Annotated in this window: 26 protein-coding genes and 3 tRNA genes; 18 read left to right on the top strand and 11 right to left on the bottom strand. The window is 67.2% G+C overall.

Annotated features, from left to right (window positions below):
* The first annotated feature begins 50 nt into the window (after nt 1–50).
* Nucleotides 51–1,967, top strand: coding sequence for a potassium transporter Kup (locus ACXPWS_RS01075; RefSeq protein ID WP_458710669.1), 1,917 nt, complete (start codon nt 51–53; stop codon nt 1,965–1,967).
* 229 nt (nt 1,968–2,196) lie between these two features.
* Nucleotides 2,197–2,406: a hypothetical protein gene (locus tag ACXPWS_RS01080; protein WP_458710670.1), complete on the top strand. Its 210-nt coding sequence runs from the start codon at nt 2,197–2,199 to the stop codon at nt 2,404–2,406.
* Nucleotides 2,407–2,416: 10 nt separating this feature from the next.
* On the opposite strand, the gene ACXPWS_RS01085 is transcribed toward ACXPWS_RS01080, so the two are convergent.
* The 5 genes from ACXPWS_RS01085 to hisC form a co-directional block, all read right to left on the bottom strand.
* Entirely contained in the window at nt 2,417–3,796 is a 1,380-nt protein-coding gene (locus ACXPWS_RS01085; protein WP_458710671.1) for a DUF4185 domain-containing protein, read from the bottom strand.
* A 163-nt stretch (nt 3,797–3,959) separates the two neighbouring features.
* A complete protein-coding gene (locus ACXPWS_RS01090) occupies nt 3,960–4,775 on the bottom strand; it encodes a crotonase/enoyl-CoA hydratase family protein (protein WP_458710672.1) in 816 nt (271 codons plus the stop codon).
* A gap of 18 nt (nt 4,776–4,793) precedes the next feature.
* Complete coding sequence (locus ACXPWS_RS01095) at nt 4,794–5,210, bottom strand: hypothetical protein (RefSeq protein WP_458710673.1); 417 nt, start codon at nt 5,208–5,210, stop codon at nt 4,794–4,796.
* 3 nt (nt 5,211–5,213) lie between these two features.
* Nucleotides 5,214–5,684 (bottom strand): DUF4334 domain-containing protein, encoded by a 471-nt coding sequence (locus tag ACXPWS_RS01100; protein WP_458710674.1) that lies wholly within the window; start codon nt 5,682–5,684, stop codon nt 5,214–5,216.
* Nucleotides 5,681–6,742, bottom strand: coding sequence for a histidinol-phosphate transaminase (hisC, locus tag ACXPWS_RS01105; RefSeq protein WP_458710675.1), 1,062 nt, complete (start codon nt 6,740–6,742; stop codon nt 5,681–5,683). The genes ACXPWS_RS01100 and hisC overlap by 4 nt, the downstream gene beginning before the upstream one ends.
* Nucleotides 6,743–6,861: 119 nt before the next feature.
* Between hisC and ACXPWS_RS01110 the strand changes: the two genes are divergently transcribed.
* Nucleotides 6,862–6,950: transfer RNA gene (locus ACXPWS_RS01110), tRNA-Ser, on the top strand.
* A 25-nt stretch (nt 6,951–6,975) separates the two neighbouring features.
* A tRNA-Arg gene (locus tag ACXPWS_RS01115) sits at nt 6,976–7,048 on the top strand.
* Here ACXPWS_RS01115 and ACXPWS_RS01120 read toward each other — a convergent pair.
* Both ACXPWS_RS01120 and ACXPWS_RS01125 read right to left on the bottom strand, forming a co-directional pair.
* Nucleotides 7,014–8,153, bottom strand: coding sequence for an alanine/ornithine racemase family PLP-dependent enzyme (locus ACXPWS_RS01120; protein WP_458710676.1), 1,140 nt, complete (start codon nt 8,151–8,153; stop codon nt 7,014–7,016). The genes ACXPWS_RS01115 and ACXPWS_RS01120 overlap by 35 nt on opposite strands.
* A complete protein-coding gene (locus ACXPWS_RS01125; RefSeq protein ID WP_458710677.1) occupies nt 8,150–9,289 on the bottom strand; it encodes a DUF1611 domain-containing protein in 1,140 nt (379 codons plus the stop codon). Before ACXPWS_RS01125 ends, ACXPWS_RS01120 begins: the two co-directional genes overlap by 4 nt.
* A 235-nt stretch (nt 9,290–9,524) precedes the next feature.
* Here ACXPWS_RS01125 and ACXPWS_RS01130 point away from each other — a divergent pair, with 235 nt between their 5' ends.
* Together ACXPWS_RS01130 and ACXPWS_RS01135 are read left to right on the top strand one after the other, a co-directional pair.
* Nucleotides 9,525–10,016, top strand: coding sequence for a metallophosphoesterase family protein (locus tag ACXPWS_RS01130; RefSeq protein WP_458710678.1), 492 nt, complete (start codon nt 9,525–9,527; stop codon nt 10,014–10,016).
* Nucleotides 10,017–10,057: 41 nt separating this feature from the next.
* Complete coding sequence (locus tag ACXPWS_RS01135) at nt 10,058–11,953, top strand: alkyl/aryl-sulfatase (protein ID WP_458710679.1); 1,896 nt, start codon at nt 10,058–10,060, stop codon at nt 11,951–11,953.
* Between the two features lie 7 nt (nt 11,954–11,960).
* Here the strand turns inward: ACXPWS_RS01135 and ACXPWS_RS01140 are convergent, their stop codons facing one another.
* Nucleotides 11,961–12,410 (bottom strand): winged helix-turn-helix transcriptional regulator, encoded by a 450-nt coding sequence (locus ACXPWS_RS01140; protein WP_458710680.1) that lies wholly within the window; start codon nt 12,408–12,410, stop codon nt 11,961–11,963.
* A 293-nt stretch (nt 12,411–12,703) separates the two neighbouring features.
* On the opposite strand from ACXPWS_RS01140, the gene ACXPWS_RS01145 reads away from it, so the two are divergent.
* Nucleotides 12,704–13,567 carry an enoyl-CoA hydratase/isomerase family protein gene (locus ACXPWS_RS01145; protein ID WP_458710681.1) on the top strand — a complete coding sequence of 288 codons (864 nt, stop codon included), beginning with the start codon at nt 12,704–12,706 and terminating at the stop codon, nt 13,565–13,567.
* A 26-nt stretch (nt 13,568–13,593) separates the two neighbouring features.
* Nucleotides 13,594–14,061 (top strand): OsmC family peroxiredoxin, encoded by a 468-nt coding sequence (locus tag ACXPWS_RS01150; protein WP_458710682.1) that lies wholly within the window; start codon nt 13,594–13,596, stop codon nt 14,059–14,061.
* Between the two features lie 26 nt (nt 14,062–14,087).
* On the opposite strand, the gene ACXPWS_RS01155 is transcribed toward ACXPWS_RS01150, so the two are convergent.
* Nucleotides 14,088–14,849: an SDR family NAD(P)-dependent oxidoreductase gene (locus tag ACXPWS_RS01155; RefSeq protein ID WP_458710683.1), complete on the bottom strand. Its 762-nt coding sequence runs from the start codon at nt 14,847–14,849 to the stop codon at nt 14,088–14,090.
* A 72-nt stretch (nt 14,850–14,921) separates the two neighbouring features.
* On the opposite strand from ACXPWS_RS01155, the gene ACXPWS_RS01160 reads away from it, so the two are divergent.
* Together ACXPWS_RS01160 and ACXPWS_RS01165 are read left to right on the top strand one after the other, a co-directional pair.
* Entirely contained in the window at nt 14,922–15,497 is a 576-nt protein-coding gene (locus ACXPWS_RS01160) for a histidine phosphatase family protein (protein WP_458713782.1), read from the top strand.
* Between the two features lie 9 nt (nt 15,498–15,506).
* Complete coding sequence (locus ACXPWS_RS01165) at nt 15,507–16,517, top strand: phosphotransferase family protein (protein WP_458710684.1); 1,011 nt, start codon at nt 15,507–15,509, stop codon at nt 16,515–16,517.
* Here the strand turns inward: ACXPWS_RS01165 and ACXPWS_RS01170 are convergent.
* Complete coding sequence (locus tag ACXPWS_RS01170; protein ID WP_458710685.1) at nt 16,514–16,867, bottom strand: LapA family protein; 354 nt, start codon at nt 16,865–16,867, stop codon at nt 16,514–16,516. The two genes, ACXPWS_RS01165 and ACXPWS_RS01170, sit on opposite strands and share 4 nt — an antisense overlap.
* Nucleotides 16,868–17,085: 218 nt before the next feature.
* On the opposite strand from ACXPWS_RS01170, the gene ACXPWS_RS01175 reads away from it, so the two are divergent.
* Genes ACXPWS_RS01175 through ACXPWS_RS01195 form a run of 5 tightly spaced genes read left to right on the top strand, consistent with a single transcriptional unit; the run spans nt 17,086 to nt 21,123 of the window.
* Nucleotides 17,086–17,976 carry an ABC transporter substrate-binding protein gene (locus tag ACXPWS_RS01175; protein ID WP_458710686.1) on the top strand — a complete coding sequence of 297 codons (891 nt, stop codon included), beginning with the start codon at nt 17,086–17,088 and terminating at the stop codon, nt 17,974–17,976.
* A gap of 7 nt (nt 17,977–17,983) precedes the next feature.
* Nucleotides 17,984–19,090: an ABC transporter ATP-binding protein gene (locus ACXPWS_RS01180; protein WP_458710687.1), complete on the top strand. Its 1,107-nt coding sequence runs from the start codon at nt 17,984–17,986 to the stop codon at nt 19,088–19,090.
* A gap of 4 nt (nt 19,091–19,094) precedes the next feature.
* Nucleotides 19,095–19,742 (top strand): ABC transporter permease, encoded by a 648-nt coding sequence (locus ACXPWS_RS01185; RefSeq protein WP_458710688.1) that lies wholly within the window; start codon nt 19,095–19,097, stop codon nt 19,740–19,742.
* Nucleotides 19,739–20,524 carry an ABC transporter permease gene (locus ACXPWS_RS01190; protein ID WP_458710689.1) on the top strand — a complete coding sequence of 262 codons (786 nt, stop codon included), beginning with the start codon at nt 19,739–19,741 and terminating at the stop codon, nt 20,522–20,524. The genes ACXPWS_RS01185 and ACXPWS_RS01190 overlap by 4 nt, the downstream gene beginning before the upstream one ends.
* The gene (locus ACXPWS_RS01195; protein ID WP_458710690.1) at nt 20,521–21,123 is read left to right on the top strand and encodes a putative glycolipid-binding domain-containing protein; all 603 of its coding nucleotides are present in this window, start codon (nt 20,521–20,523) and stop codon (nt 21,121–21,123) included. The genes ACXPWS_RS01190 and ACXPWS_RS01195 overlap by 4 nt, the downstream gene beginning before the upstream one ends.
* Here ACXPWS_RS01195 and ACXPWS_RS01200 read toward each other — a convergent pair.
* A complete protein-coding gene (locus ACXPWS_RS01200) occupies nt 21,086–22,030 on the bottom strand; it encodes a prephenate dehydrogenase (protein WP_458713783.1) in 945 nt (314 codons plus the stop codon). The two genes, ACXPWS_RS01195 and ACXPWS_RS01200, sit on opposite strands and share 38 nt — an antisense overlap.
* 92 nt (nt 22,031–22,122) lie before the next feature.
* On the opposite strand from ACXPWS_RS01200, the gene ACXPWS_RS01205 reads away from it, so the two are divergent.
* From ACXPWS_RS01205 to ACXPWS_RS01215, 3 genes are all read left to right on the top strand, one after another.
* A complete protein-coding gene (locus ACXPWS_RS01205; protein ID WP_458710691.1) occupies nt 22,123–22,641 on the top strand; it encodes a tRNA adenosine deaminase-associated protein in 519 nt (172 codons plus the stop codon).
* Complete coding sequence (locus tag ACXPWS_RS01210; protein WP_458710692.1) at nt 22,638–23,096, top strand: nucleoside deaminase; 459 nt, start codon at nt 22,638–22,640, stop codon at nt 23,094–23,096. The genes ACXPWS_RS01205 and ACXPWS_RS01210 overlap by 4 nt, the downstream gene beginning before the upstream one ends.
* Before the next feature lie 33 nt (nt 23,097–23,129).
* Nucleotides 23,130–23,220 (top strand) — tRNA-Ser (locus tag ACXPWS_RS01215).
* Nucleotides 23,221–23,227: the final 7 nt, after the last annotated feature.

Consider the following 23,227-nt stretch of genomic DNA (forward strand, 5'->3'; position numbering starts at 1 on the left):
GCCCCCACCAATTCGTGATCTGCTGCGACCCTACAGACAGCGACGGCACAATGGCTGCCGTGCACAGCAATGCGCAGTCCCTGCGGCCACCGCTGGTGATCGCCGCCCTGGGCGTGGTGTTCGGCGATATCGGCACCAGCCCCATCTACACCCTCCAGACGGTGTTCGATCCCGGTGACCCGCATCCGGTACCGATCAGCGAGACCCACGTCTACGGCGTGGTGTCGCTCATCTTCTGGTCGGTGATGCTCATCGTGACGCTCACCTACGTCACGCTGGTGATGCGCGCGGACAACGACGGCGAGGGCGGGGTGATGGCGCTCATCACGTTGGTGCGCCGGTGTTGCCCGGCCGGACACGAGCGATCGGCCGCGGTGCTGTCCGGGTTGGGGTTGTTCGGCGCGGCATTGTTCTTCGGCGACAGCATGATCACTCCGGCCATCTCGGTGCTCTCCTCCGTCGAAGGCCTCAAAGTCGTTGAGCCTGAGCTTGATCGCTGGGTCATCCCGATCACGGTCGTCATCATCGTGACGCTGTTCTCGATTCAGCGCCGTGGCACCGCCACCATCGGCCGGGTTTTCGGTCCGGTGATGATTGCCTGGTTCGTCGCGATCGGGGCATGCGGGCTGTCCGGGATCGCCGCACACCCCGACATCCTCAGGGCGTTGTCACCCACCTATGCGCTGGGATTCATGGCCGGTCACTTCCACATCGCCTTCTTCGCGCTGGCGGCGGTGGTGTTGTCCGTCACCGGCGCCGAGGCGCTCTACGCCGACATGGGCCACTTCGGCCGCCCGGCCATCGTGACCGCGTGGCTGTCGTTGGTGCTTCCGGCCTGTGTGCTGAGCTACTTCGGCCAGGGCGCACTGCTGTTGGGTGACGAAAAGTCAGTCAGTGCACCGTTTTTCCTGCTCACCCCGGAATGGGCGCGAATCCCGATGGTGGTGCTTGCGACTGCGGCGACGGTGATTGCGTCGCAAGCGGTGATCACCGGCGCGTTCTCGGTGGCCGCGCAGGCCGCGCAGCTCGGCTATCTGCCGCGGCTGCGTATCGCGCACACCTCGGCGTCGTCGATCGGGCAGATCTACGTGCCGTGGATCAACGGACTGCTGATGGTGGCAGTGCTGACACTGGTGTTCGCGTTCCGCAGTTCGGCGGCTCTGGCCTACGCCTTCGGGATGGCGGTGACGGGGACGATCACCATCACCACCTTGCTTTTCCTGTATCAGGCCCGCGTCCGGTGGCGTACACCACTGTGGATCCTGGTGGTCGGTGGCGGCGCGCTCCTGGTGGTCGATTTGATGTTCTTCGCCGCCAATCTCAGCAAGCTGGTGCACGGCGCGTGGCTCCCGCTGCTGATCGCGATCATCGCGTTCACGGTGATGCTCACGTGGCAGCGGGGCCGGGACGTGGTGACCGCGGCGCGCGAGAAGGCCGAGGGGCCGCTGCAGGCGTTCGTCGACAAGCTTGCTGCCGACCCGTCGGCGACGGTGCGCATCCCGGGTACCGCGGTCTTTCTCAACCGCGGCGGTGAGACGGCGCCACTTGCCATGCGCGCCAACGTCGAACACAACCACGTGCTGCATGAGCACGCGGTGATCATGTCGCTGGACATCCAGCCGGTGCCCCGGGTTCCCGACGATCAACGCATCACCCTGGACAACCTGGGCTACACCGATGACGGGATCAGCTTCGTCAGTGCGAAGTTCGGTTATATGGAACGTCCGGATGTGCCCGCGGCGTTGCGGCTCGTCGAGAGCCACCCGTCGATGGAAGAGCCGCTCTCGGCCGGCGACGCGACGTACTACCTGTCGAAGCTGGAATTGATTGCCGGGGATGCGCCCACCATGGCGCCGTGGCGCAAGCGCCTGTTCATCGCGACATCGCACATCACCGCCGACGCGGCCGGCCATTTCGGGCTGCCGCTGGATCGCAGCGTCATCATGGGGTCGCGCATCGAGGTGTGAGGTCGGCACCGAACCGGACTTTGCCAACGATATGAGCGAGATTTGCCCGGGCGGCGCGGGGTCGGCAGTGCGAAAAAATGGGACTACGCCTCTGGCGTGCGGTTGGCCCGGGACGGGCAAGTCATGTCTTGATCGCCGCCCGATATCCGGTTACATTCCTGACAGGCACGTACCTACGTTGCTGAACCCGCACGGTTGCGGCGATCTCTTCGAGAGGCTGGGGGCGATCGTGACCACTGATCACCCGGTCCGCCGCCTGCTTGCGCTCGGCGCGCTCGTCGTCGCGGGCACGGCCTGCGCCGGTGCCGCCACGGTGTTCTGGTGGCCGGGGTATCCGTTGGGCCTGGTGCTGATCACCGCTGCCGGTGTGCTGATCGGTTACCGGGCCGCCCGCCGCTCGCGAAAAGTCAGCCCCGAGGCGAAACGTTATCTGCCGTGACCGCACGGGGTCAGGGCAACACCGTCCGCATCAGCATGACGTTGTAGTCCGACCACAGGGAAAGGTTGTAGTACAACACCTTTCCGGTCGACCACGGGTGCAGGAACGGGGCGTAGATGCCGCCGGGGAACTCCGCGTGTGACACCAGCATGGCCTCTGGGCCCCACGGTCCTTGCGGTGCAGGCGCGGTGCGCATCACCACGTCGTTGAGGCCGTTGCCGTACAGCACCACGTACTGCTTGAGATAGGTGTTGTACTGCGCCGACATCTCGCCGAGCGGTCCGGGGATGACTGCCGTCGCGGCGGCGGGATTGCCTGGCACCCAAGCATTGTTGTCGGAATTCCAGTATTCGTACTTGGTCAGGTCGGCCAGCAATGCCGGCTGCACCCGCGCGACGTAGGCGGACCCGCCGCGCCCCGGCGGGGTGCCGAACGAGTAGAGGTAGCTGTCCCCGGGGCCGGGCTTCATGAACGCGCCCATCTGGAAGTTCTCGTTACCCGGGACGTACCCGACGCGGTCGAGGCCGTCCGGTCCCGGCGTGCGGATGGTGTTCGGGTACACGCCCCAGTGCTCACCGTTGTCGGGTGACATCGCCAGCGCCGAGAAGTTCGTCGACCATCGCCCGTCGGCGTCCCAGTTCTTGATCGACATGAAGTTGATGTACTGGGTGCTGCCGACCGCGATGCCCGATGTCGGGATGATGCCCTTCTCCACCGGCGCCCAGCCGATGCTGTTGATGATCTGTTTGGCCAGTCCCGGCCGCCACGACGGTGCGCTGGAGGCCGCGACGGAATTGGTCAGGGAGGTGTCCTGGCTGCGCATCAGCACGTTGTAGCGCCACTGCTTCTGCGGGGTGCTGCAGTAGCCGTAGGTGTCGCCGAAAGCCATCATTACCTGGGAACTGCCGCTGTCCCACATGATTCCGAGGTCGGTTCCGGTGATGGAGTATTTGGCGATCGTGTTGTTGGAACTCTCCGGACCGGTCACCCAGCCGATGAGCGCCGTGCCCGGTGCCGGCATCGGCGCGGCGGCGGGGGCGGGCGGGGCGGCCGGGGCCGGCGTCTTCGTCGGTTTCGGGGCAGGGACGACAGCCGCTTGCTGCTGGATCTGCTGCGGTGTCAGCGCGCTGATGAGCGAGCGCGTCAGCTGGCCCAGTTTCGGCAGCGGGGCATTGTCGTTGGCGCCTGCGGGTTTGTGCCCGATCGGCGGGCCGCCCCCGCCGGGGCTGGGCAGCGCGGCGGTACCCGGTGGTGGCTGCGCCGCCGCGGCGGCGCCCGTGCATGGTTCCGCGCTGACCGGGGAGGCCACACCGATCGCGACGCACAGCCCGACGGTGGTCACCGCGGCCACCGAGAGCGAGGCCAGCGAGCCAGTACGACGCCGGGACATGTCACACCTTTCAGGGGCGGACGCCGGGTAGACGCCTGCACATCTTCAGCTGTGACGCTAGTGCCGCATGGTGCGATTGTGGTCAGCGGTGCGTGGATGGATATCCATCCGTGACCGCGTCGCGACTCACGTCAGTGTTATTCGGGCGGAAGTTGTGGAACGCTCATTCGCCGGTGAACTGGGGCGGGCGCTTCTGGAACATGGCCGTCACCGCTTCGGCGAGATCCTTCGACGGCAGGAACGCCGAATTCCACGCCGCCACGTAGCGAAGACTCTCCGACACCCGGGCGATCCGCTGCTGATCCAGGACGTCCTTGACGCCCGCGACCGTCAACGGGGGATTGGCCGCGATCTCGGCGGCCGTGGCGTGCGCGGCGGCCAGGGACGCGTCGGCGTCGGCGTACACGTCGTTGACCAGACCGATCTTCTCCGCGCGGGCAGCGTCGATATCCTTGCCGGTCAACGCCAATTCGCGCAGATGCCCCTCGGACAGGATGAGCGGCAACCGGGCCAGGCTGCCGACATCGGCGACGATTCCCAGCTTGGTCTCGCGCACCGAGAACTTGGCATCGGCGCTGGCATACCGGATATCCGCGGCGCTGATCAGGTCGACACCGCCCCCGATGCACCAGCCGTGGATGGAGGCGACGGTCGGGGTGCGGGCATCCGCCACGGCGGTGATCGCCCCCTGCATCTTCTGCAGCTTGGTGTGGAACTCGCTGCGCGCCTTGGCCCCGGCATCCAGGCCCGGCAGGGTGGCGCCCATGGCGGCCAGGTCCAGGCCGTAACTGAAGTTCTTGCCGGACCCGGTCAGCACGATCGCGCGGACCGCGGGGTCGGCGTCCAGCGTGCCGAACACCGCGGGCAGTTCGTCCCAGAAGGCCGGGCCCATGGCGTTGCCCTTGCCCGGGCCGATCAGGGTGACCCGCGCGACATGGTCGGCGATGTCGACGGTGACCGATTCGTAAGCAGTACCCATAGCGATGAGGCTAACGCGCTAGGGGACAGGCCCTCCCAGCAGCACCTCACTGACGGTGCTGTCGGACAGGAACTGACAGACCGCGTCGGCCAGCGTCTTGGCGACGTCGATGTTGTCCGGGCTCAGGATCGACTGCTCCTGCTGCAGGATCGCGTTGACGACGGCCTTCTGGGTGGCCTCGTCGAGGCTGGTGTAGTCCCGGCACGTCATGGTCAGTGCCCCCGGCGGGGCGGGCACGTCGGGCACCGAGGTTCGCGGGGAACCCGGTGTGGAGGGCCGGGCGCGGGTGGTCGTGCCGGGCGCGGATGTGGTGGTGCTCAGCGCCGGCCCCGGCACCGTCGTCATCGCGACCGAACCCTCGGTGGTGCGCGCGCAGCCGGCCAGCAGCACCAGCGCCGTCAGACCGGTCGCCGCCAGCACCCGCGACGTCGTCACGGGTTACACGCGTTCCAGATAGAAATACAGATGCTTGGCGCCGCCCGCAGTGTTGTCGATGGCGCCCTTGCCGTTCATGATGCCCAGCACCGCGTTGTCGTCGACGACCTTGAAGTGGTCGTGCACGGGCCGGCCGTCGTACACCATCGTGGCGGTCGCTTCCCCGCGGAACTCCTCCACCCACAGGCTGGCCTCGCCGTTCATCGCCTCGGTGTTGGAGAACTTGTTTCCCTCGGCGTCCAGGCAGACCAGCGGCTTGGCGTCGTCGGCGGAGTTGAAGGTCTTGCCGAACCAGTTGAGCCGCTTCATGAATCCGTTGGCCTTGTGGCCCGTCTGGAACTCACCGCCCTGCCATTCGCCGATCATGAAGTCGATGCCGGCCGGCGGCAGCGCCGCCCAGAACTCGTCGAGTTCGGCCTCGGCGATCTGGCCGTCGCGCTTCTTGAGTTCGTCGAAGACCTTGCGGTGGCTCAATGTTTCGCTCCTGTGATCCAGTCTCGGGCGAACGCCAGGAAGGCGTCGTTCTCGTGCGGGGCGGCAACGGTCACCCGCACACCGTCCTGACCGTAGGGGCGCACCACGATGCGGCTCTGCGCGGCGGCGTTGACGAATTCGTCGGTGCGCCCGGGCAGCGGCAGCCAGACGAAATTGGCCTGGGACGCGGGCAGCTGGTAACCGGCCGCACGCAACGCGTCGCTGACCCTGGCGCGTTCGGCGACCACCTTGTCGGTGCGGGCCAGCAGCTCGTCGGCGGCGTCCAGGCTGGCCACGGCCGCGGCCTGGGACACCGTCGTCGCCGTGAACGGCACGTAGACCTTGCCGAGTGCGGTCACGATCTCCGGGTCGGCAACGGCGTAGCCCACGCGCAGTCCGGCCAGTCCGTACGCCTTGGAAAAAGTCCGCAGCACAACGACATTCGGATGGTCGCGGACCAGGGTGAGGCTGTCGGGCAGCAGGCCGTCGCGGATGTACTCGACGTACGCCTCATCGATGACGATCAGGATGTCCGAGGGCACCGCGGCGACGAACTGCTCCAGGGCCGCCGGATCGACCACCGTCGACGTCGGGTTGTTGGGATTGCACACGAAGATCAGCCGGGTGCGGTCGGTGACCGCCGCCAGCATGGCGTCCAGGTCGTGGATGTGATCCTTCAGCGGCACCGCGACCGGGGTGGCGCCGGCCGTGCGCACCTGCAGCGGATAGATCTCGAAGCTGCGCCAGCCGAACATCACCTCATCACCCACCGAAGAGGTGATCTGGATGAGCTGCTGACACAGGCTCACCGATCCGGCGCCCACCGCGATGTTCTCGGGGGCGACGTTCACGTGCTTGGCCAGCCGCTCCCGCAAATCCTGATAGCCGTTGTCCGGATACCGGTTGACGGTCTCCATGGCGGCGGCCACGGCGTCGCGCACGCTGGGCAGCGGACCGTCCACGGTCTCGTTGCTGGCGATCTTGATGGCGCCGGGCACCGTACGGCCCGGCGTATACGCCGGCAGATCGGCCATCTCGGGGCGCAGGCGGGCAGTCACCCAGTCATTCTAGGGGTGGGGTGAAGGGCCGTCCGATGCCGCGCTTTGCCTTCGGCGCTCCGGCCTGTGTAATCTGTGCGCTCGGCGGTTCCGGGGGTCCGGTACCCTCAGATCGTTCAGGAGGCGTGCCAGAGCGGCCGAATGGGACTCACTGCTAATGAGTTGTCCGCCTTAAAGCGGACCGGAGGTTCAAATCCTCTCGCCTCCGCCGAACAACTGAATAGTTCCACCAAGCGCCCGTAGCTCAACGGATAGAGCATCTGACTACGGATCAGAAGGTTAGGGGTTCGAATCCCTTCGGGCGCACAAAAGTTCGGATTTCTTTGCCGGCCATGGCCGGGTCGGTGACTGCACCAAGGCGCTCGATCTTGGTGACGAAGGGCGACGTCATGGCCCGCACCAGCGCGCCGTAGCCGACACCGAAGTCGATCTCGTCACCGACCGCCACGGGGTGATCGGCGAGGTCGACCATCAGGTGGTCGCTGCTCATCCCGAGGATCGTGATGCCCTCGGGTGGCGTCAGACCGTCGGGGTCGACGTCCTGGCGACCGAGGGCCAGGATTGCCTGGTGCACGGCCCTGGTGCCGGTGCGGACCGGTACCGCACCGAAGGCCGCCTGAGCATGATCTCCCCAGGGTTGAGCCGGCTTCATGGTGACCTCGATGACTTCGGCGGTCAGCGTGAGGGCGTCGGTGTGCAGGCCGGGGATCGGGGTCCGGTACAGCGGATCGACGCCGAGCAGAATGGCTTCACCCAGCCGCAGCTCGTCGATCCGGCCGGCGTCACGGGTGTGCAGGGCCCAGTGCAGGTTCGCCGAATTGCCGCCGGACACCATGTCGAGTGAGATCCCGTGCCGTGCCTCCATGTCGTCGGCGAGCCCGCTGAGGACGCCCATGTTGCGGTCGTCGGGAATGACACCGTTCTGGCAGGCCAGATTGGCGCCGAGGCCGGCCAGCCGCAGCCAGGGGTGCGCGAGGACGGCCCGTACCGCCTCGGGGACGTCGTCGAGTGCGATGCCCTCGCGCAGGTCACCCAGTTCGACCATGAGCACGACGGCGTGCGTCCGGTGCTGCCGGGCGGCGGCCAGATCGAGCGCGGCCAGCACGACGGCCTCGGTGTTCAGGCTGACGTCGGCGACGTCGACGACCTCTGCCGCCTGGCTGAGCATCGGTGAGCGGATCAGAGTGCGTTCCGGCGGGCCCTCGAGCGCGGCCAGCCGGGCCAGGTTCGGGACCCGCGAATCACCGAGGCCGGTGGCACCGCCGCGCAGCATGGCCGCACCGACTCCCGGCGAGCCCAACACGGCCTTCGTGATCCCGGTGACCCGGATGCCCGTCGCGGCGAGCCGGTCGACCAGGACCCGGGTGTTCTGCTCGACCTTGCCCAGATCGGCCGCGATCCGAAGCGTCACACCGGGGTAGTCGTATCGGCCGCCGCCGCGAGTGCGGGGAAGGCCGTCAGCACCATGTCGACCAGATCCGACGCGGGCCGCGTCAGGGGGTCGGTGACCGGCAGGCCGAGCTCGCGACGATGCTCGGAGATCGCGTTGCTCAGCTGGTCATCGGTCATGTCTTCGTGGTTGATCGTGACCCCGATGACGCGGGTGTCGGCGAACGCCTCGATCAAGGCGATCTCGCTGGCGGCCGTCGGCATCGACACCATCGGGAAGTCGCCGAGCACCTTGCGCATCGGCGCGTGCTGCACGATCACGCCGGCTGGGCGGCTGCCACGCAGGATATGAGCCGACGTGATGTACGCGGGGTGGCTGAGCGCCCCCTGGCCCTCGACCACGATCACGTCGGGGTCCTCACCCTCGAACGCGGCGACCACCTGGTGTTCGACCTCGCCCGAGCAGAACTGCGGGACCAGTGCATCCAGTGCCACGCCGTACTTGCCGCCCTGGATCAAGGTGGTTTGGCCGGTGCCCACCATGACCGCCTTGATACCGCGCGCGTTCAGCGCCTGGACCAGCAAGGTGGCGGTGGTGCGTTTGCCGATCGCCCCGTCCGTGCCCAGGATCGCGATCCGGGGACAGGTGACGTCGAAGATCCGTCCCGAGAACAGATGCAGATCGCGTTTGGCCTTCGGCCGGCGTACGTCGGTGATGGTGACGCCGGCGATCACGGCTGCCGCCGCGAATTCCGGGTCGTCGTTGAGGAATTCGTGCAGGCCGTTGATGACGTGCATGCCACGGGCGATGCCGTCGAGCAGCACGACCCGCTGCTCGTTGGACAGCAGGCCGTCGGCGGGCGCCAGCCCACAGATCAGATAGTCGGGAACGTGGCCGGCATGCGAGATGGACTCGGCGAGCGAGGCCAGCACCGGGATGCCGTTGGCGGCGCCGTCCAGGAATTTCCCGGCATCCGCTCCGGCCCGCAGGCTGTCGATGACGCTGAGGATCTGGTACTTCTCGGAATGCCGGACCAGGCCGTTGGCGGTCTTTCCGTCCTGCTCGCCGAATTGGCCCTCGCAGTAGACGATCGCGGTGGAGCCGGCGGGCAGCGCGAAGGGAGTCGCGGCAATGTCGGATTCGCTGCGATCGGGCATGTCGAGGGAAGGGGTACCACTGGCGCGCGAAGGCATGGAGATCCTCTGAGAAGTCTCAGAGAAGGCGACGCAATCGAGGCGGGGCGGTGAGCCCAACGTTCAACGAAGTGGTCTGCCCTGAGGGCCGGCAAGATTACCGACGTGTTAACAGTACCTGATCGGCGCCGTCTACCTCGACGGATCCGGGCCGCGGGGCGGGATCGCCGGGTACGGGGCACGCGCTACGGTGCAACGTGTGCGCCTTCTTCTCGTCGCGGACACCCACGTTCCCAAGCGCGCGCGGGACCTGCCCGCGGTGGTCTGGGCGGCCGTCGACTCTGCCGATGTGGTGCTCCACGCCGGCGACTGGATCTCTCTGAGCCTGCTCGATCAGCTGGCGGCGCGGTCGCGCCGGCTCATCGCGTGCTGGGGCAACAACGACGGTGACGAGCTGCGGGCGCGGCTGCCCGAACGCGCCGACGCGACGCTGGAGGGTCTGCGGTTCACCGTGGTCCATGAGACCGGGGCGGCCGCCGGCCGCGATGAGCGGATGGCGCGGGAGTACCCGGACGCCGACGTGCTGGTGTTCGGACACAGTCACATTCCGTGGGATGCCAGGGCGTCCACCGGCCTGCGGCTGCTGAATCCCGGGTCGCCGACCGACCGTCGGCGCCAGCCGTTCTGCACGTACATGACCGCCTCGGTCGAAGGCGGCGTGCTGACCGACGTCACGCTGCACCGGGTCTGAATCACGGACACGCAGAACCCGCGCGTGGCAATGTCGTAACCATGGAGCAGAAGCCGCCCACCGCCACCATCGCCGCTGCCAACCTCGCGCACCGCGACAGCCTGCCGTTCGAGGACGCCCGGGATTTCGCGGACGCGGATCGCGGCTTTCTCGGAGCCCTCGAGCCGTGCGTGGTGACGGCCGCGGACGGAAGGGTGGTGTGGGACAACGACTCCTATGGCTTCCTCGCCGGTGATGCGCCGGACACCGTGCACCCGAGCCTGTGGCGGCAGTCCCAGCTGTGCGCCAAACAGGGGCTCTATGAAGTGGTCCCGGGCATCTACCAGGTCCGCGGCATGGACCTGTCGAATATCAGCTTCATCGAGGGCGACACCGGCATCATCGTCATCGACCCGCTGGTATCCACCGAGACCGCTGCCGCGGCACTGGCGCTCTACCGGACGCACCGCGGGAATCGTGCGGTGAGCGCAGTTATTTATACCCACAGCCACGTCGATCACTTCGGCGGTGTGCTCGGCGTGACGTCCCAGGCGGACGTCGACGCCGGCACGGTTGCGATCATCGCTCCGGAGGGATTCACCGAGCACGCCGTCCAGGAAAACGTCTACGCCGGCACCGCGATGGCGCGTCGCGCCTCCTACATGTACGGGGCGGTGCTGGCCCGCGGCCCGCAGGGACAGGTCGGCTGCGGGCTGGGGCAGACGCCGTCACTTGGTGAGGTGGCGCTGATCGTGCCGACGGTGGACATCAAGCAGACCGGCGAGACCTACGCCGTCGACGGTATCGAGATCGAGTTCCAGATGGCGCCGGGCACCGAGGCGCCGGCCGAGATGCACTTCTATTTCCCGAAGTTCCGGGCGCTGTGCATGGCCGAGAACGCCACCCACAACCTGCACAATCTGTTGACCCTGCGCGGCGCGCTGGTGCGCGACCCGCACGGCTGGGCCGGCTATCTCACCGAGGCGATCGACGCCTTCGCCGGCCGCACCGATGTGGTGTTCGCCTCGCACCACTGGCCCACCTGGGGGCAGGACAACATCGTCGAATATCTGTCGGTGCAGCGGGATTTGTACGCCTATCTGCACGACCAGACGCTGCGCCAGCTCAACCAGGGCTTCACCGGGAGTGAGATCGCCGAGAGCTTCCAGATGCCGCCCGCGCTGGAGAAGGCCTGGCACACGCACGGCTACTACGGATCGGTCAGCCACAACGTCAAGGCGGTCTACCAGCGCTACATGGGCTGGTTCGACGGCAACCCGGGCCGGCTCTGGCAGCATCCGCCGCAAGCGCTCGGCCCGCGCTACGTGGCGGCGATCGGCGGTATGGACCGGGTGGTCGAGCTCGCCAGGTCGGCCTTCGACGACGGTGACTACCGTTGGGCGGCAACGCTACTCGACCACGCGATCTTCACCGACGAGAACCACGCCGGTGCCCGCGAGTTGTACGCCGACACGCTGGAGCAGCTGGCCTACGGCGCCGAGAACGCGGTGTGGCGCAACTTCTTCCTGTCCGGGACCACCGAATTGCGGGACGGCAGCTTCGGCACCCCCACCCAGACGGCCTCCCCGTCGCTGATGAGTCAGCTGACTCCGGAGCAGATGTTCGACACGCTGGCGATCAACATCAACGGACCGCGCGCCTGGGATCTGGACCTCACCATCGACGTGACGTTCGTCGATGTCGGGGCCGCCTACCGGCTGACGCTGCGCAACGGAGTTCTGGTGCACCGCAAGGTGGCTGACCGGGCGAGCGAAGCGACGGGAAATGGCGCGGCGACGGCGACCGTCACGTTCGCGACCAAGGCCCGGTTACTGGCCTTCGCCGCCGGTGACCGCGAATCCCCGGGGGTCGAGTTCACCGGCGACACCGAAGCATTGCCGAGGCTGCTCGGCGCCCTGGACAAGCCCGACCCGGCGTTCGCGATCATCACGCCCTAGGACGCCATCAGTTGCCGGTGGAAATGGTGTCCACGTCATCGGCGGGCACTTCATATCCGAGATCATCGATGAACGCGACGTGGACCGGTCGCTCTGTGCGCCTGGCCCGGCGGATCATCGTGGGCCCCTGCGGTCGCGGAAGGTGCTTGTCGCCCCACTGTTGGAGCGCGCCGATCAGGATGTGAAGTTCACGGCCGGCGGGCGTCAGATGATATGACGGGCGGCGTCGCTGCCCGGGTTCCTGGTACGACTCCTTTGTCATGACGCCGTGCTCCACCAGCGTTGCGAGGCGATCCGCCAGGCGATCCGGGGGAAGGCCGAGATTACGTTCGAAGTCGACGAATCGGGTCGTTCCTAGAAGGGCTTCCCGAAGGATGAGGATGGTCCAACGCTCGCCGAGCACCGTCATGCTGCGCGCGACCGAGCACTGCCAGTCATCGACGCTCTTCGTTGCCACCCGGTGAACTTTACAGATCTGACTTGACAAAGGCCAGTCAGGTGACCGTTGCCGCCGCGGCGCGGACAATGCGTCCAAGTTCCATAAAAAGCCTGTTGCACAGCACTATTGAACTTTCCAGGTGCGTCCAGGCAACCTGTCGGGAACGGTCTCGTGTCGCATGAGGGGTGGGCCTTGCAGATCGCGTTCCTGGTCGTGACGGCTGAAACAGCCGCCTCAACGGCTTTTTGAGAATTGCAAGAGCGCGAAATCTCTTCACTTTGAAAATCAAAGTGAGGTGGTACGGTGCTCACATGACCTTCATTGATGACTTCGAGCCGGCCCACCTCCGTCTCGTCGAGATATCTCCCACGCTGTGGTGGGTGACGTTCGACAATCCGCCGGTCAACGTGATCGGGACCGAGATGATGAGCGACCTCAAAGAGCTCCTGACCGAGCTGGAATCCAACGACACCGTCAACGTGGTCGTGTTCACCAGCGCCGACCCGGACTTCTATCTGGCGCACTACGACCTGGCCGCCGATCACGCGGCGACCGAGGCGCTTCCGAGCCCCACCGGCCATGCGGCCTGGGTCGATATCACCGTGCGGATCAGCAAGCTGTCCGCAGTCACGATCAGCGCGGTGCGCGGTATCGCCCGCGGGGCGGGTAGCGAGTTCGTGCTCGCCACCGACATCCGCTTCGCCAGCCGTGAGAAGGCCGTCCTCGGCCAGATGGAAGTGGGGTTCGGCGCGGTCCCCGGCGGTGGCGCGGCAGGGCGGTTGCCGGCCCTGGTGGGTCGTGGTCGAGCCTTCGAAATCCTGCTCGGCGGCGGAGACTACGACGGTGACATCGCCGAGCGTTACGGCTACGTCAACCGATCGATCCCCGACAGCGAGTTCGACGACTTCGTCCACGCATACGCGGTGAGAGTGTCGCAATGGGACCATCGCGCCCTCACCGAGATCAAATCGTTCATCAACAAGTACACCCGGCTGCCCGACAGCGAGTACCCGCTGCATTCCGACGCCTTCTGGTCGTCCGTGCCCACCCCGGGTTTCCAGCACGTCACCGCAGGACTCTTCGAGCGCGGCCTGCAGCAGAAAACTGACGTCGAGTACGAGCTGGGTGCCGTCATCGCCGATATCGCATCGACCGCGTCGACAGTCTCGGACTGATGGGCCATCTCGAGGGGAGAGAATTCATGTCCATCGTCTCCGGGCGCGCACAGTGGTACGGCTCGTTCAAGGAAGGCAGCGGAACGCTGTCGACGGCGACCACCGACACCGTCGCGCAGGCGCCGTACACATTCGCCAGCCGATTCGAAGGCGCGCCCGGGGCCATCCCCGAAGAGCTCCTCGTCACCGGTCATGCAGGGTGCTACAACCATGCATTGGCCAACATCGCGCACAAGGCCGGCGTTGTCGTCGAGTCCATCATCACCACAGCCAAACTCACCATGGGCACCGATGATCAGGGCACCGATGGCCATGGCTACTCGGTTGAGGGTATCCATCTCCTCGTCGAGGCCGACCTACCCGGGGTTAGCGACGAGACATTCGAGGAACTCACCGAACAGGCTCGCGCTCTATGCGCCATCTCGAAGATCCTCAGAATCCCCATCACCTTGGAATCGACCCGCGTCACCCCCTCTGCGCCTGCCGAACGCTGACAAAGACGCCCAACATCGTCTGCATTTCAGGGCATGCCACCGTCGACGCGCAGGATCGAACCGCTGGTGTAACTCGACGCGTCGGAGGCGAGAAACAGTGCGGCCCCGATGATCTCGGGCGGGTTGCCGAGTCGTTTCAGCGCGAAGTGCTGAGCGCCGGCCCGGGTCGCCTCCAGATCCCAGGCGTCGCTGATGTCGGTCAGGAACGGTCCCGGCATCAGGGTGTTCACCCGCACCGTCGGGCCGAACGCCAGGGCGAACCCTTCGGTCAGCGCGTTCAGTCCGGCCTTGGAGGCGGCGTAGGGCAGGAACGCGGGATCGGGTTTGCGTGAGCCGCTGGTGCTGATGTTGATGATCGACCCGCCGCCGTCGGCGACCATGCGTTCCCCGACCAGCGCCGAAAGCCGGAACGGGCCTTTGAAATTCAGGTTCATCACCGCATCGAACAGCTTCTCCGACACCGATGTCAGCGACTCGTACAGCGGCGACATGCCCGCGTTGTTGATCAGCACGTCGACCTTGCCGAACCGGTCGTAGGAGGCGTCGACCAGGCCGTCGAGCTGATCCCAGCGCCCGACGTGCACCTGGTAGGGGAGGGCCGCGCGCCCGGTGGCCGCGGTGATCTGCTCGGCGGTGGCAACGCAGGACTCGTAGTTGCGGCTGGCGATGATCACGTCGGCGCCGCACTTGGCCATCGCGAACGCCATCTCCCGGCCCAGCCCGCGGCTGCCGCCGGTGATCAGCACCACCCGGTCGGTCAGGTCGAACAGCTCATCGGCGTAACCCATGTCCGGTCCTCCTCGGTATGCGGCCATATGGTGTCATGCGTGCAACTGCTTCTGGTCCGACATGCGTTACCCGTGCGCAGCGAGCCCGGTCAGGGTTCCGACCCGGACTTGTCCGAGGACGGCGTCGCTCAGGCCGCGCGGCTGCCGGGCGCGCTGGCCCGCTTCCCGATCACCCGGCTGGTGAGCAGCCCGCAGCGCCGCGCGGTGCAGACCGGCGGCCCGCTGGCCGACGCGCTCGGTCTGCCGATCGAGGTGGACGACCGGCTCGCCGAATACGACCGCGACATGTCGCACTACGTGCCCATCGAGCAGATCGCCAAGGAGAACCCCGAGGAGCTGGCCCGGCTGGCATCGGGGCACCTACCCACCGGCGTCGACGAACAGGCCTTCCTGGCCCGGGTGGTCGCCGCCGTCGACGACCTGGTCGCCTCGACTGATCACGACGCCACCGTTGCGCTGTTCAGCCACGGCGGCGTGATCAACGTGCTGCTGCACCACATCCTCGGCACCGAGCGCCTGCTGTCGTTCCACGTCGACTACACCTCGGTGACCCGGTTGCTGTCCTCGCGCACCGGAAAGCTGGCTGTCGCCGCGGTCAACGGCACCGAACACGTATGGGATCTGCTGCCCAGAAACCTGCAGTGGTAGACAGTTCGCGTGACATCTCTCGACGGACTCGACCTCGTCGCCCTGGACGCCCACCTGCGCGCGGAGGGCATCGCCCGTTCCGGTGCGCTGCGGGCCGAACTGATTTCCGGCGGTCGCTCCAACCTGACCTTCCGGGTGTTCGACGACGCGTCCACGTGGGTGCTGCGCCGGCCGCCGCTGCACGGGCTCACCCCGTCGGCGCACGATATGGCCCGCGAGTACAAGGTGGTGGCCGGCCTGGCCGGCACCCCGGTGCCGGTGGCCCGCGCGGTCACCATGCGAAACGACGACTCGGTGCTGGGCGCCCCGTTCCAGATGGTCGAGAACGTCGAGGGCCGCGTGGTGCGCAGCGCCGCCGAGCTTGCCGAGTTGGGCGGCCCCGAGGTGATCGAAGGTTGCGTCGACGCGCTGATCAAGGTGCTGGCCGCCTTGCACGCCGTCGATCCGCAGGCCGTCGGGCTGGGCGACTTCGGTAAGGCCGAGGGTTATCTGGAACGGCAGGTGCGCCGCTGGGGCTCGCAGTGGGATCTGGTGCGGCTGACCGACGACACCCGTGACGCCGACGTGTTGCGGCTGCATTCTGCTCTGGCACAAGGCATTCCATCCAGCCCCCGGGCGTCGATCGTGCACGGTGACTACCGCATCGACAACACCATCCTGGACAACTCGGATGCGACCGTGGTGCGCGCCGTGCTGGACTGGGAGCTCTCCACGCTCGGTGACCCGCTGTCCGACGCGGCCCTGATGTGTGTGTACCGCAACCCCAGCTTCGACGAGGTGCTCGGCATGCAGGCGGCGTGGACGTCCCCGCTGCTGCCGTCGGCCGACGATCTGGCCCAGCGGTATTCGCGTGCCAGTGGGCAGGACCTGGGCAACTGGGACTTCTACATGGCGCTGGCGTATTTCAAGCTGGCCATCATCGCCGCGGGTATCGACTTCCGCGCGCGTGAGGGCGGCGCACCGTCGAGCGTCGGGGAGGCCGTGGCGCCGTTGATCGCCGAGGGCCTGAAGCTCGTCTAGAACGTCCGCCGGGCGGCTTTGAGATTCTTGCGGGCGGCGATGCGCAGCTGCACGATGCGGGCGGCGCCGACGAACACCGCGAGCAACCCGCCGCAGACCGCCGCCAGCAGCAGTGCCACCCCCAGCGGCAGCGTCCAGTTCCACCCCAGAAAGTGGAACGTGCCCGAGTCGGTGTTCTGGGCGATGAAGATCAACAGCACGATCAGGATGACGAATCCGGTGATCAGCGATGACCACAGCGCGGCTGCCCGGGTGAACTTGACCGCGTCCTCGGGTGGGGGCGGCGGCGTCGCGGGCTGGTCGGCGGGAAGTTCCGGGACCGGGTCCGACGCGGCGGGATCGGTGCTCATGACCCCATCCTTGCCCTTTCCGCGGCGGAAGCAAACCACTTCACGGTGAACTAAAGCCCGGCATGTCGCGCCGTTGCCCGTTACTGTCGAGGAACTTGTCACGCAGAAACAGCCAACATGGCCGAGGGGACGGTATGCGCTGTAGACGGACTTCCAGGCGAGCGGAGCGACGGGGAGTATCCGGCGCGGTCGTCGTCATCACAGCGCTGGTCGCCTTGATGAGCACAGGATGCGGGAGCTCGAACCCGCTCGGTGGCGGCGAGGTGTCCGGCGATCTGAAATCGATCGCCGTCGGCTCGGCCGATTTCACCGAGTCCAAGATCATCGCCGAGATCTACGCTCAGGCGTTGGAGGCCAACGGCTTCACCATCAAACGGCAGTTCGGCATCGGTAGCCGCGAAACCTACATCCCCGCCGTGCAGGATCATTCGATCGACCTGATCCCGGAGTACACCGGCAACCTGCTCCAGTATTTCGACAAAGACGCCACCGCCACCACCTCCGACGCCGTGCTGCTGGCGCTGCTGAAAGCGGTTCCCGGCGATCTGTCGATCCTGTATCCGTCACCGGCCGAGGACAAGGACACCCTGGCGGTATCCGCGGCGACGGCACAGAAGTGGAACCTGAAGACCATCGCCGACCTCGCCGCACATTCGGCCGAGGTGAAAGTCGGTGCCCCATCGGAGTTTCAGACCCGGCAGACCGGGCTGGTGGGTCTGCAGCAGAAGTACGGCCTGAACATCTCGCCCGCCAACTTCGTCGCGATCAGTGACGGCGGCGGTCCCGCGACCGTGCAGGCGCTGACCAGTGGGGCCGTCACCGCCGCCAACATCTTCAGCACGTCACCGGCCATCGAGAAGGACAAGCTGGTCCCCCTTCAGGACCCCAAGAGCGTCTTCCTGGCCGCAAATGTGGTGCCGCTGGTCGCTTCCCAGAAATTGTCCGACAGCCTGAAATCCGTGCTCGATGCCGTCAGCGCGAAGTTGTCCACCGAGGCGCTGATCGAGCTCAACACCTCGGTCGAGGGCAACAAGGGCGTCGACCCCGACGAGGCAGCAGGAAAGTGGATCAGGGACAACGGTTTCGACAAACCCCTCCCCGGTAAGTGAGTACCCGATGATCACCTTCACCAACGTCACCAAGAAGTACCCGGACGGCACCGTCGCCGTGGACGACCTGACGCTGGATGTACCCGAGGGCACACTGGCCGCGTTCGTCGGACCGTCGGGCTGCGGCAAGACCACCTCGATGCGGATGATCAACCGGATGATCGACCCCACCTCCGGCACGCTCACCGTCAACGGTGACGACGTCACCAAGGTCGATCCGGTCAAGCTGCGCCTGGGTATCGGTTATGTCATCCAGAGCGCCGGGCTGATGCCGCATCAACGGGTCATCGACAACGTCGCCACCGTGCCGGTGCTCAAGGGCGAAACACGCCGTGCCGCACGTAAAGCCGCGCTCGGCGTGCTGGAACGGGTGGGGCTGGACCCGAAACTGGCCGACCGGTATCCCGCGCAGCTCTCCGGTGGTCAGCAGCAGCGCGTCGGTGTCGCCAGGGCGCTGGCCGCCGACCCGCCGATCCTGCTGATGGACGAGCCGTTCAGTGCCGTCGACCCCGTGGTGCGCGAGGAATTGCAGACCGAAATCCTGCGGCTGCAAAGCGAACTGCGCAAGACCATCGTGTTCGTCACGCACGACATCGACGAGGCGGTGAAACTGGGGGACAAGGTGGCCGTGTTCGGCCGCGGCGGCGTGCTGCAGCAGTACGCCGAACCGTCGTTCGTGCTGTCCAACCCGGCCAATGAGCTGGTCTCCGGTTTCGTCGGCGCCGACCGTGGCTACCGTGGCTTGCAGTTCTTCGGCGCGGCCGGGCTGCCGCTGCACGAAATCCGTCAGGTCGCCGAGGCCGAGATCGACGCCCAGCAGTTGGCGCCCGGCGAATGGGCGCTGGTCACCCGCGCCGACAAGCCCTTCGCCTGGATCAACGCCGAGGGCGTCGAGGTGCACCGAAAGGGAAGCGCACTCTACGACAGCACCGTCGGCGGTGGCTCGTTCTTCCGGCCCGACGGCAGCCTGCGGCTGGCGCTGGACGCCGCACTGTCCTCCCCGTCCGGGCTGGGCGTCGCGGTCGACGACGACGGCCGCCTGCTCGGTGGCATCCAGGCCGACGACGTGTTGGAGGCCCTGAAGAAACAGCGGCGCGTGCCGAAGGTCGGGTAGCGGTGTGAGCTATCTGCTGACCCATCTGGACAAGGCCTGGGCGCTCGCGTTGATCCATCTGCGGCTGTCGTTGGTGCCGATCGTGCTGGGGCTGCTCATCGCGGTACCGATCGGTGCGGTGGTGCAGCGCACCACCTTGCCGCGCCGGGCCGTCACCGTGATCGCCAGCGTCATCTTCACCATTCCGTCGCTGGCGCTGTTCGTCGCGCTGCCGCTGGTCATCCCGACCCGGATCCTGGACGAGGCCAACGTCCTGGTCGCGCTCACGCTGTACACCACCGCGCTGCTGGTGCGCGCCGTCCCGGAAGCCTTGGACGCCGTGCCCGCCGATGTGCTGGACGCGGCCACCGCCGTCGGCTACCGGCCGTTCACCCGGATCGTCAAAGTCGAACTGCCGCTGGCCATCCCGGTACTCATCGCCAGCCTGCGGGTGGTGGCGGTGACCAACATCTCGATGGTGTCGGTCGGCTCGGTGATCGGTATCGGCGGGCTGGGTACCTGGTTCACCGAGGGTTATCAGGCCAACAAGAGCGGACAGATCATCGGCGGCATCATCGCGATCTTCGTGCTGGCGGTGGTGATCGACACGCTGATCCTGTTGGCGGGCAAGGCGATCACGCCGTGGGCCCGCACCAAGGCAGGTGCCCGGTGAACTTCCTGCAACAGGCGCTGTCCTTCATCTTCACCGCGTCGAACTGGTCCGGTCACGCCGGCCTGGGCGTACGGATCGCCGAACATCTGCAGTACACCGCGATCGCGGCGGTGTTCTCGATACTCGTCGCCGTCCCGGTCGGCCTGCTCATCGGGCACACCGGCCGCGGCACCTTCCTGGTGGTGACCGGCGTCAATGCGCTACGCGCCCTGCCCACCCTCGGCGTGTTGTTGCTCGGCGTGCTGCTGTGGGGGCTCGGCCTGATCCCGCCGACCGTCGCGCTGATGCTGCTGGGCATCCCGCCGCTGCTGGCCGGGACGTACGCCGGTATCGCCAACGTCGACCGCGCCGTCGTCGACGCGGCCCGGTCGATGGGCATGACCGAACGCCAGGTGCTGCTGCGGGTGGAGGTGCCCAATGCGCTGCCGCTGATCCTCGGCGGGCTGCGCACCGCCACCCTGCAGATCGTGGCCACCGCCACCGTCGCGGCCTACGCCAGCCTGGGCGGGCTGGGCCGCTACCTGATCGACGGCATCAAGGTGCGCCAGTTCCACATCGCTCTGGTCGGCGCCCTGATGGTCACCGCGCTGGCGCTGATCCTGGACGCCGCGATGGCTTTCGCGGTCTGGCTGTCGCAGCCGGGCGGCGACCGGTGGCGGCGCTTCCCGCAGCCCCTGCTGGACGACGAAGTCGCGCTCGAATCACGATCGGGTGCGAGTCGAGGGCCGAGTTCGGAACGCGGCTACGAAGCCGGGGGTCCGTCGCCTACGGTAGAGAGGTGACTGACCCAGCCCCTCAATCAGGCACTGGCGCATCCGACAGCCCATGGCCGGCCATTCTCACCTGGCGAGCCCATGACCAGCCCAGGATGGAGTCGGTGCGGGTGCAGCTTTCCGGCAACCGGATCAAGGCCTACGGCCGGATCGTCGCGGCCGCCACCGAGTCACACCCCGCGTTCAGCGCCTCCTATGACCTGGTCACCGACGAGGCCGGGGCCACCAAGCGGCTGTCGCTGACCATGACGCTCGCCGAGCGGGAACGCCAGCTCTCCATCGCCCGCGATGAGGAGAACATGTGGCTGGTACAGGATCACCAGACCCGGCGGGCGGCCTTCGACGGTGCCCTCGACGTCGACGTGGTCTTCAGCCCGTTCTTCAACGCGCTGCCCATCCGGCGCACCGGGCTGCACCAGAAGTCCGAATCGCTGAGCTTGCCGGTGGTCTATGTGCGGCTGCCGGAGCTCTCCGTCGAACTGGAGACCATCAGCTACGCCAGCGCACCGGAGGGCATCAACCTCAAGTCGCCGATCAACGAGACCACCATCACCGTCGACTCCGACGGATTCATCCTCGATTACCCAGGACTGGCAACGCGGATCTGATCACCCCGCCGGCCCGGCCGGCGGCGGCGAGTTCGGCCCGCCAGTTCTCCTCGCCGATGATCACGTGCATGATGTCGGGCCGGCTGAAGCTGTCATAACGGACCCGGGCGGCATGTCCGGCGTCGACCAGATCGGCCACCGAGGTGTGCGCGGCCAGATGATCCCTGGCCTGGGTGAGCAGCTCCAGGGTGCGGTTCAGCTGAGACAACAACTCATCGGAATTGGCCTCGCACATGGCACGCACCAGGTCCGGGGCGGTCGCGGCCACCCGGGTGCCGTCCCGGAACGACCCGGCGGCCAGCGCGAAGGCCAGCGGCACATCACCCGCGGTGACGGCCAGCGACTCGGCGAGCAGGTGCGGCAGGTGCGAGATGGCGGCCGCGGCGGCGTCGTGTTCGTCGGAGCGGGCCGGCACCACGAACGCCTTGCAGTCCAGCGCCAGGTTCATCACATCGGTCCAGACCTGCGCGTCGACATCGTCGTCGACGCTGATCACCCACGGGGTGCCGGTGAACAGCCCGGCGCTGCCGGCGGCCCAGCCGGAATGCGCGGTGCCCGTCATGGGGTGGCCACCGACGAACCGGGACCGCAAGCCGTGTGCCTGCACCTCGCGCAGTACCGCACCCTTCACGCTGATCACATCGGTCAGCGCGCAGTCCGGGGCGATCCGGCCGATCCGGTCCAGCATCGAGCCCAGCGCGGGCACCGGGATCGCCAGCACGATCAGGGCGTTGCTCGCCGCGGCGCGGGTCAGCGCCTGATCCAGGGTGGCGGTGGCATCGAACCCGTCCAGCCTGGCGGCTGCCACCCCGTCGATCGAGCGGTTGTAACCGAAGACGTTCCGTCCGGCTGCCGTCGCGGCGCGCATCAACGAGCCGCCGATCAAACCCAGGCCCAGCACGCACACCGGTGTGTCGGTCACCGCTCAAGGTTGGCATACCGCCGGGTCCGCGGTCATTAGGTGGTCAAAGCCCTCGGTCTGCGACTAGCGTTAGCCCCATGGGAGCACAGCGTGCGCCGGCGCAGGACGCTGCCGACCAGCCCGAGGGTTTCGGGGTCGCGGTCGTCCGTGAGGACGGTAAGTGGCGTTGCGCGCCGATGCGGCGTGCCGCGCTCACCAGTCTGACCGCCGCCGAGACGGAGTTGCGTGAATTGCGCAGTGCCGGCGCCGTTTTCGGATTGATCGACGTGGACGACGAGTTCTTCCTGATTGTCCGGCCGGCCCCGGCGGGCACGCGTCTGCTGCTCTCGGACGCCACCGCGGCGCTTGACTATGACATTGCTGCCGAAGTCCTGGACAAGCTGGACGCCGACATCGACGACGAGGACCTCGAGGACGCCGACCCGTTCGAGGAGGGTGACTTGGGGGTGCTCTCCGATGTCGGTCTGCCCGAGGGTGTGCTCGGGGTGATCATCTCCGACATCGACATGGAGGTCGACGAGCAGATCACCGCGATCGCGCAGCGGATGGGATTCGACTCGGAGCTGTCCGCGGTGCTCGACAAGATCGGTCGGTGACCGCCGACGAATCCCTGATCCGGCTCGCTCTGCAGGCCGCCGGAGCGGCGGGTCGCCACGATGTGCCGATCGGTGCGGTGGTGTTCGGTCCGGACGGAACCGAGCTGGCCCGTGCCGCCAATGCCCGCGAAGAGCTCGGTGACCCGACCGCGCACGCCGAGATTCTGGCGATGCGCGCGGCCGCGAGCCGGTTGGGTGACGGCTGGCGACTGGAGGGCTGCACCCTCGCGGTGACGGTCGAACCGTGCACCATGTGCGCCGGGGCGATCGTGATGGCCCGGGTCGGCCTGCTGGTGTTCGGGGCGTGGGAGCCCAAGACCGGGGCGGTCGGATCGTTGTGGGACGTGGTCCGCGACCGCCGGCTGACCTACCGTCCGCAGGTGCGCGGCGGGGTGTTGGCGCAGGAGTGCGCGGCGCCGCTGGAGGAGTTCTTCGCACGCCATCGACGCGATTAGGGCCAGCCCCGTCATCCCGGTAAGCTGCCTCCCGGTGGCGTGTCCGAGCGGCCTAAGGAGCACGCCTCGAAAGCGTGTGACGGGTAACCCCCGTCCGAGGGTTCAAATCCCTCCGCCACCGCCATAGCGCA

This window comes from Mycobacterium sp. BMJ-28 (assembly GCF_054404835.1).

What these genes read in the sequence shown, in the direction of transcription:
- ACXPWS_RS01075 (WP_458710669.1), top strand. Translation starts at nt 51, where the DNA reads ATGGCTGCCGTGCACAGCAATGCGCAGTCCCTGCGGCCACCGCTGGTG.
- ACXPWS_RS01170 (WP_458710685.1), bottom strand. Translation starts at nt 16,867, where the DNA reads ATGAGCACCGATCCCGCCGCGTCGGACCCGGTCCCGGAACTTCCCGCC.
- ACXPWS_RS01205 (WP_458710691.1), top strand. Translation starts at nt 22,123, where the DNA reads ATGGGAGCACAGCGTGCGCCGGCGCAGGACGCTGCCGACCAGCCCGAG.
- ACXPWS_RS01125 (WP_458710677.1), bottom strand. Translation starts at nt 9,289, where the DNA reads ATGCCCGATCGCAGCGAATCCGACATTGCCGCGACTCCCTTCGCGCTG.
- ACXPWS_RS01085 (WP_458710671.1), bottom strand. Translation starts at nt 3,796, where the DNA reads ATGTCCCGGCGTCGTACTGGCTCGCTGGCCTCGCTCTCGGTGGCCGCG.
- ACXPWS_RS01135 (WP_458710679.1), top strand. Translation starts at nt 10,058, where the DNA reads ATGGAGCAGAAGCCGCCCACCGCCACCATCGCCGCTGCCAACCTCGCG.
- ACXPWS_RS01155 (WP_458710683.1), bottom strand. Translation starts at nt 14,849, where the DNA reads ATGGGTTACGCCGATGAGCTGTTCGACCTGACCGACCGGGTGGTGCTG.
- ACXPWS_RS01180 (WP_458710687.1), top strand. Translation starts at nt 17,984, where the DNA reads ATGATCACCTTCACCAACGTCACCAAGAAGTACCCGGACGGCACCGTC.
- ACXPWS_RS01090 (WP_458710672.1), bottom strand. Translation starts at nt 4,775, where the DNA reads ATGGGTACTGCTTACGAATCGGTCACCGTCGACATCGCCGACCATGTC.
- ACXPWS_RS01145 (WP_458710681.1), top strand. Translation starts at nt 12,704, where the DNA reads ATGACCTTCATTGATGACTTCGAGCCGGCCCACCTCCGTCTCGTCGAG.
- ACXPWS_RS01175 (WP_458710686.1), top strand. Translation starts at nt 17,086, where the DNA reads ATGAGCACAGGATGCGGGAGCTCGAACCCGCTCGGTGGCGGCGAGGTG.
- ACXPWS_RS01150 (WP_458710682.1), top strand. Translation starts at nt 13,594, where the DNA reads ATGTCCATCGTCTCCGGGCGCGCACAGTGGTACGGCTCGTTCAAGGAA.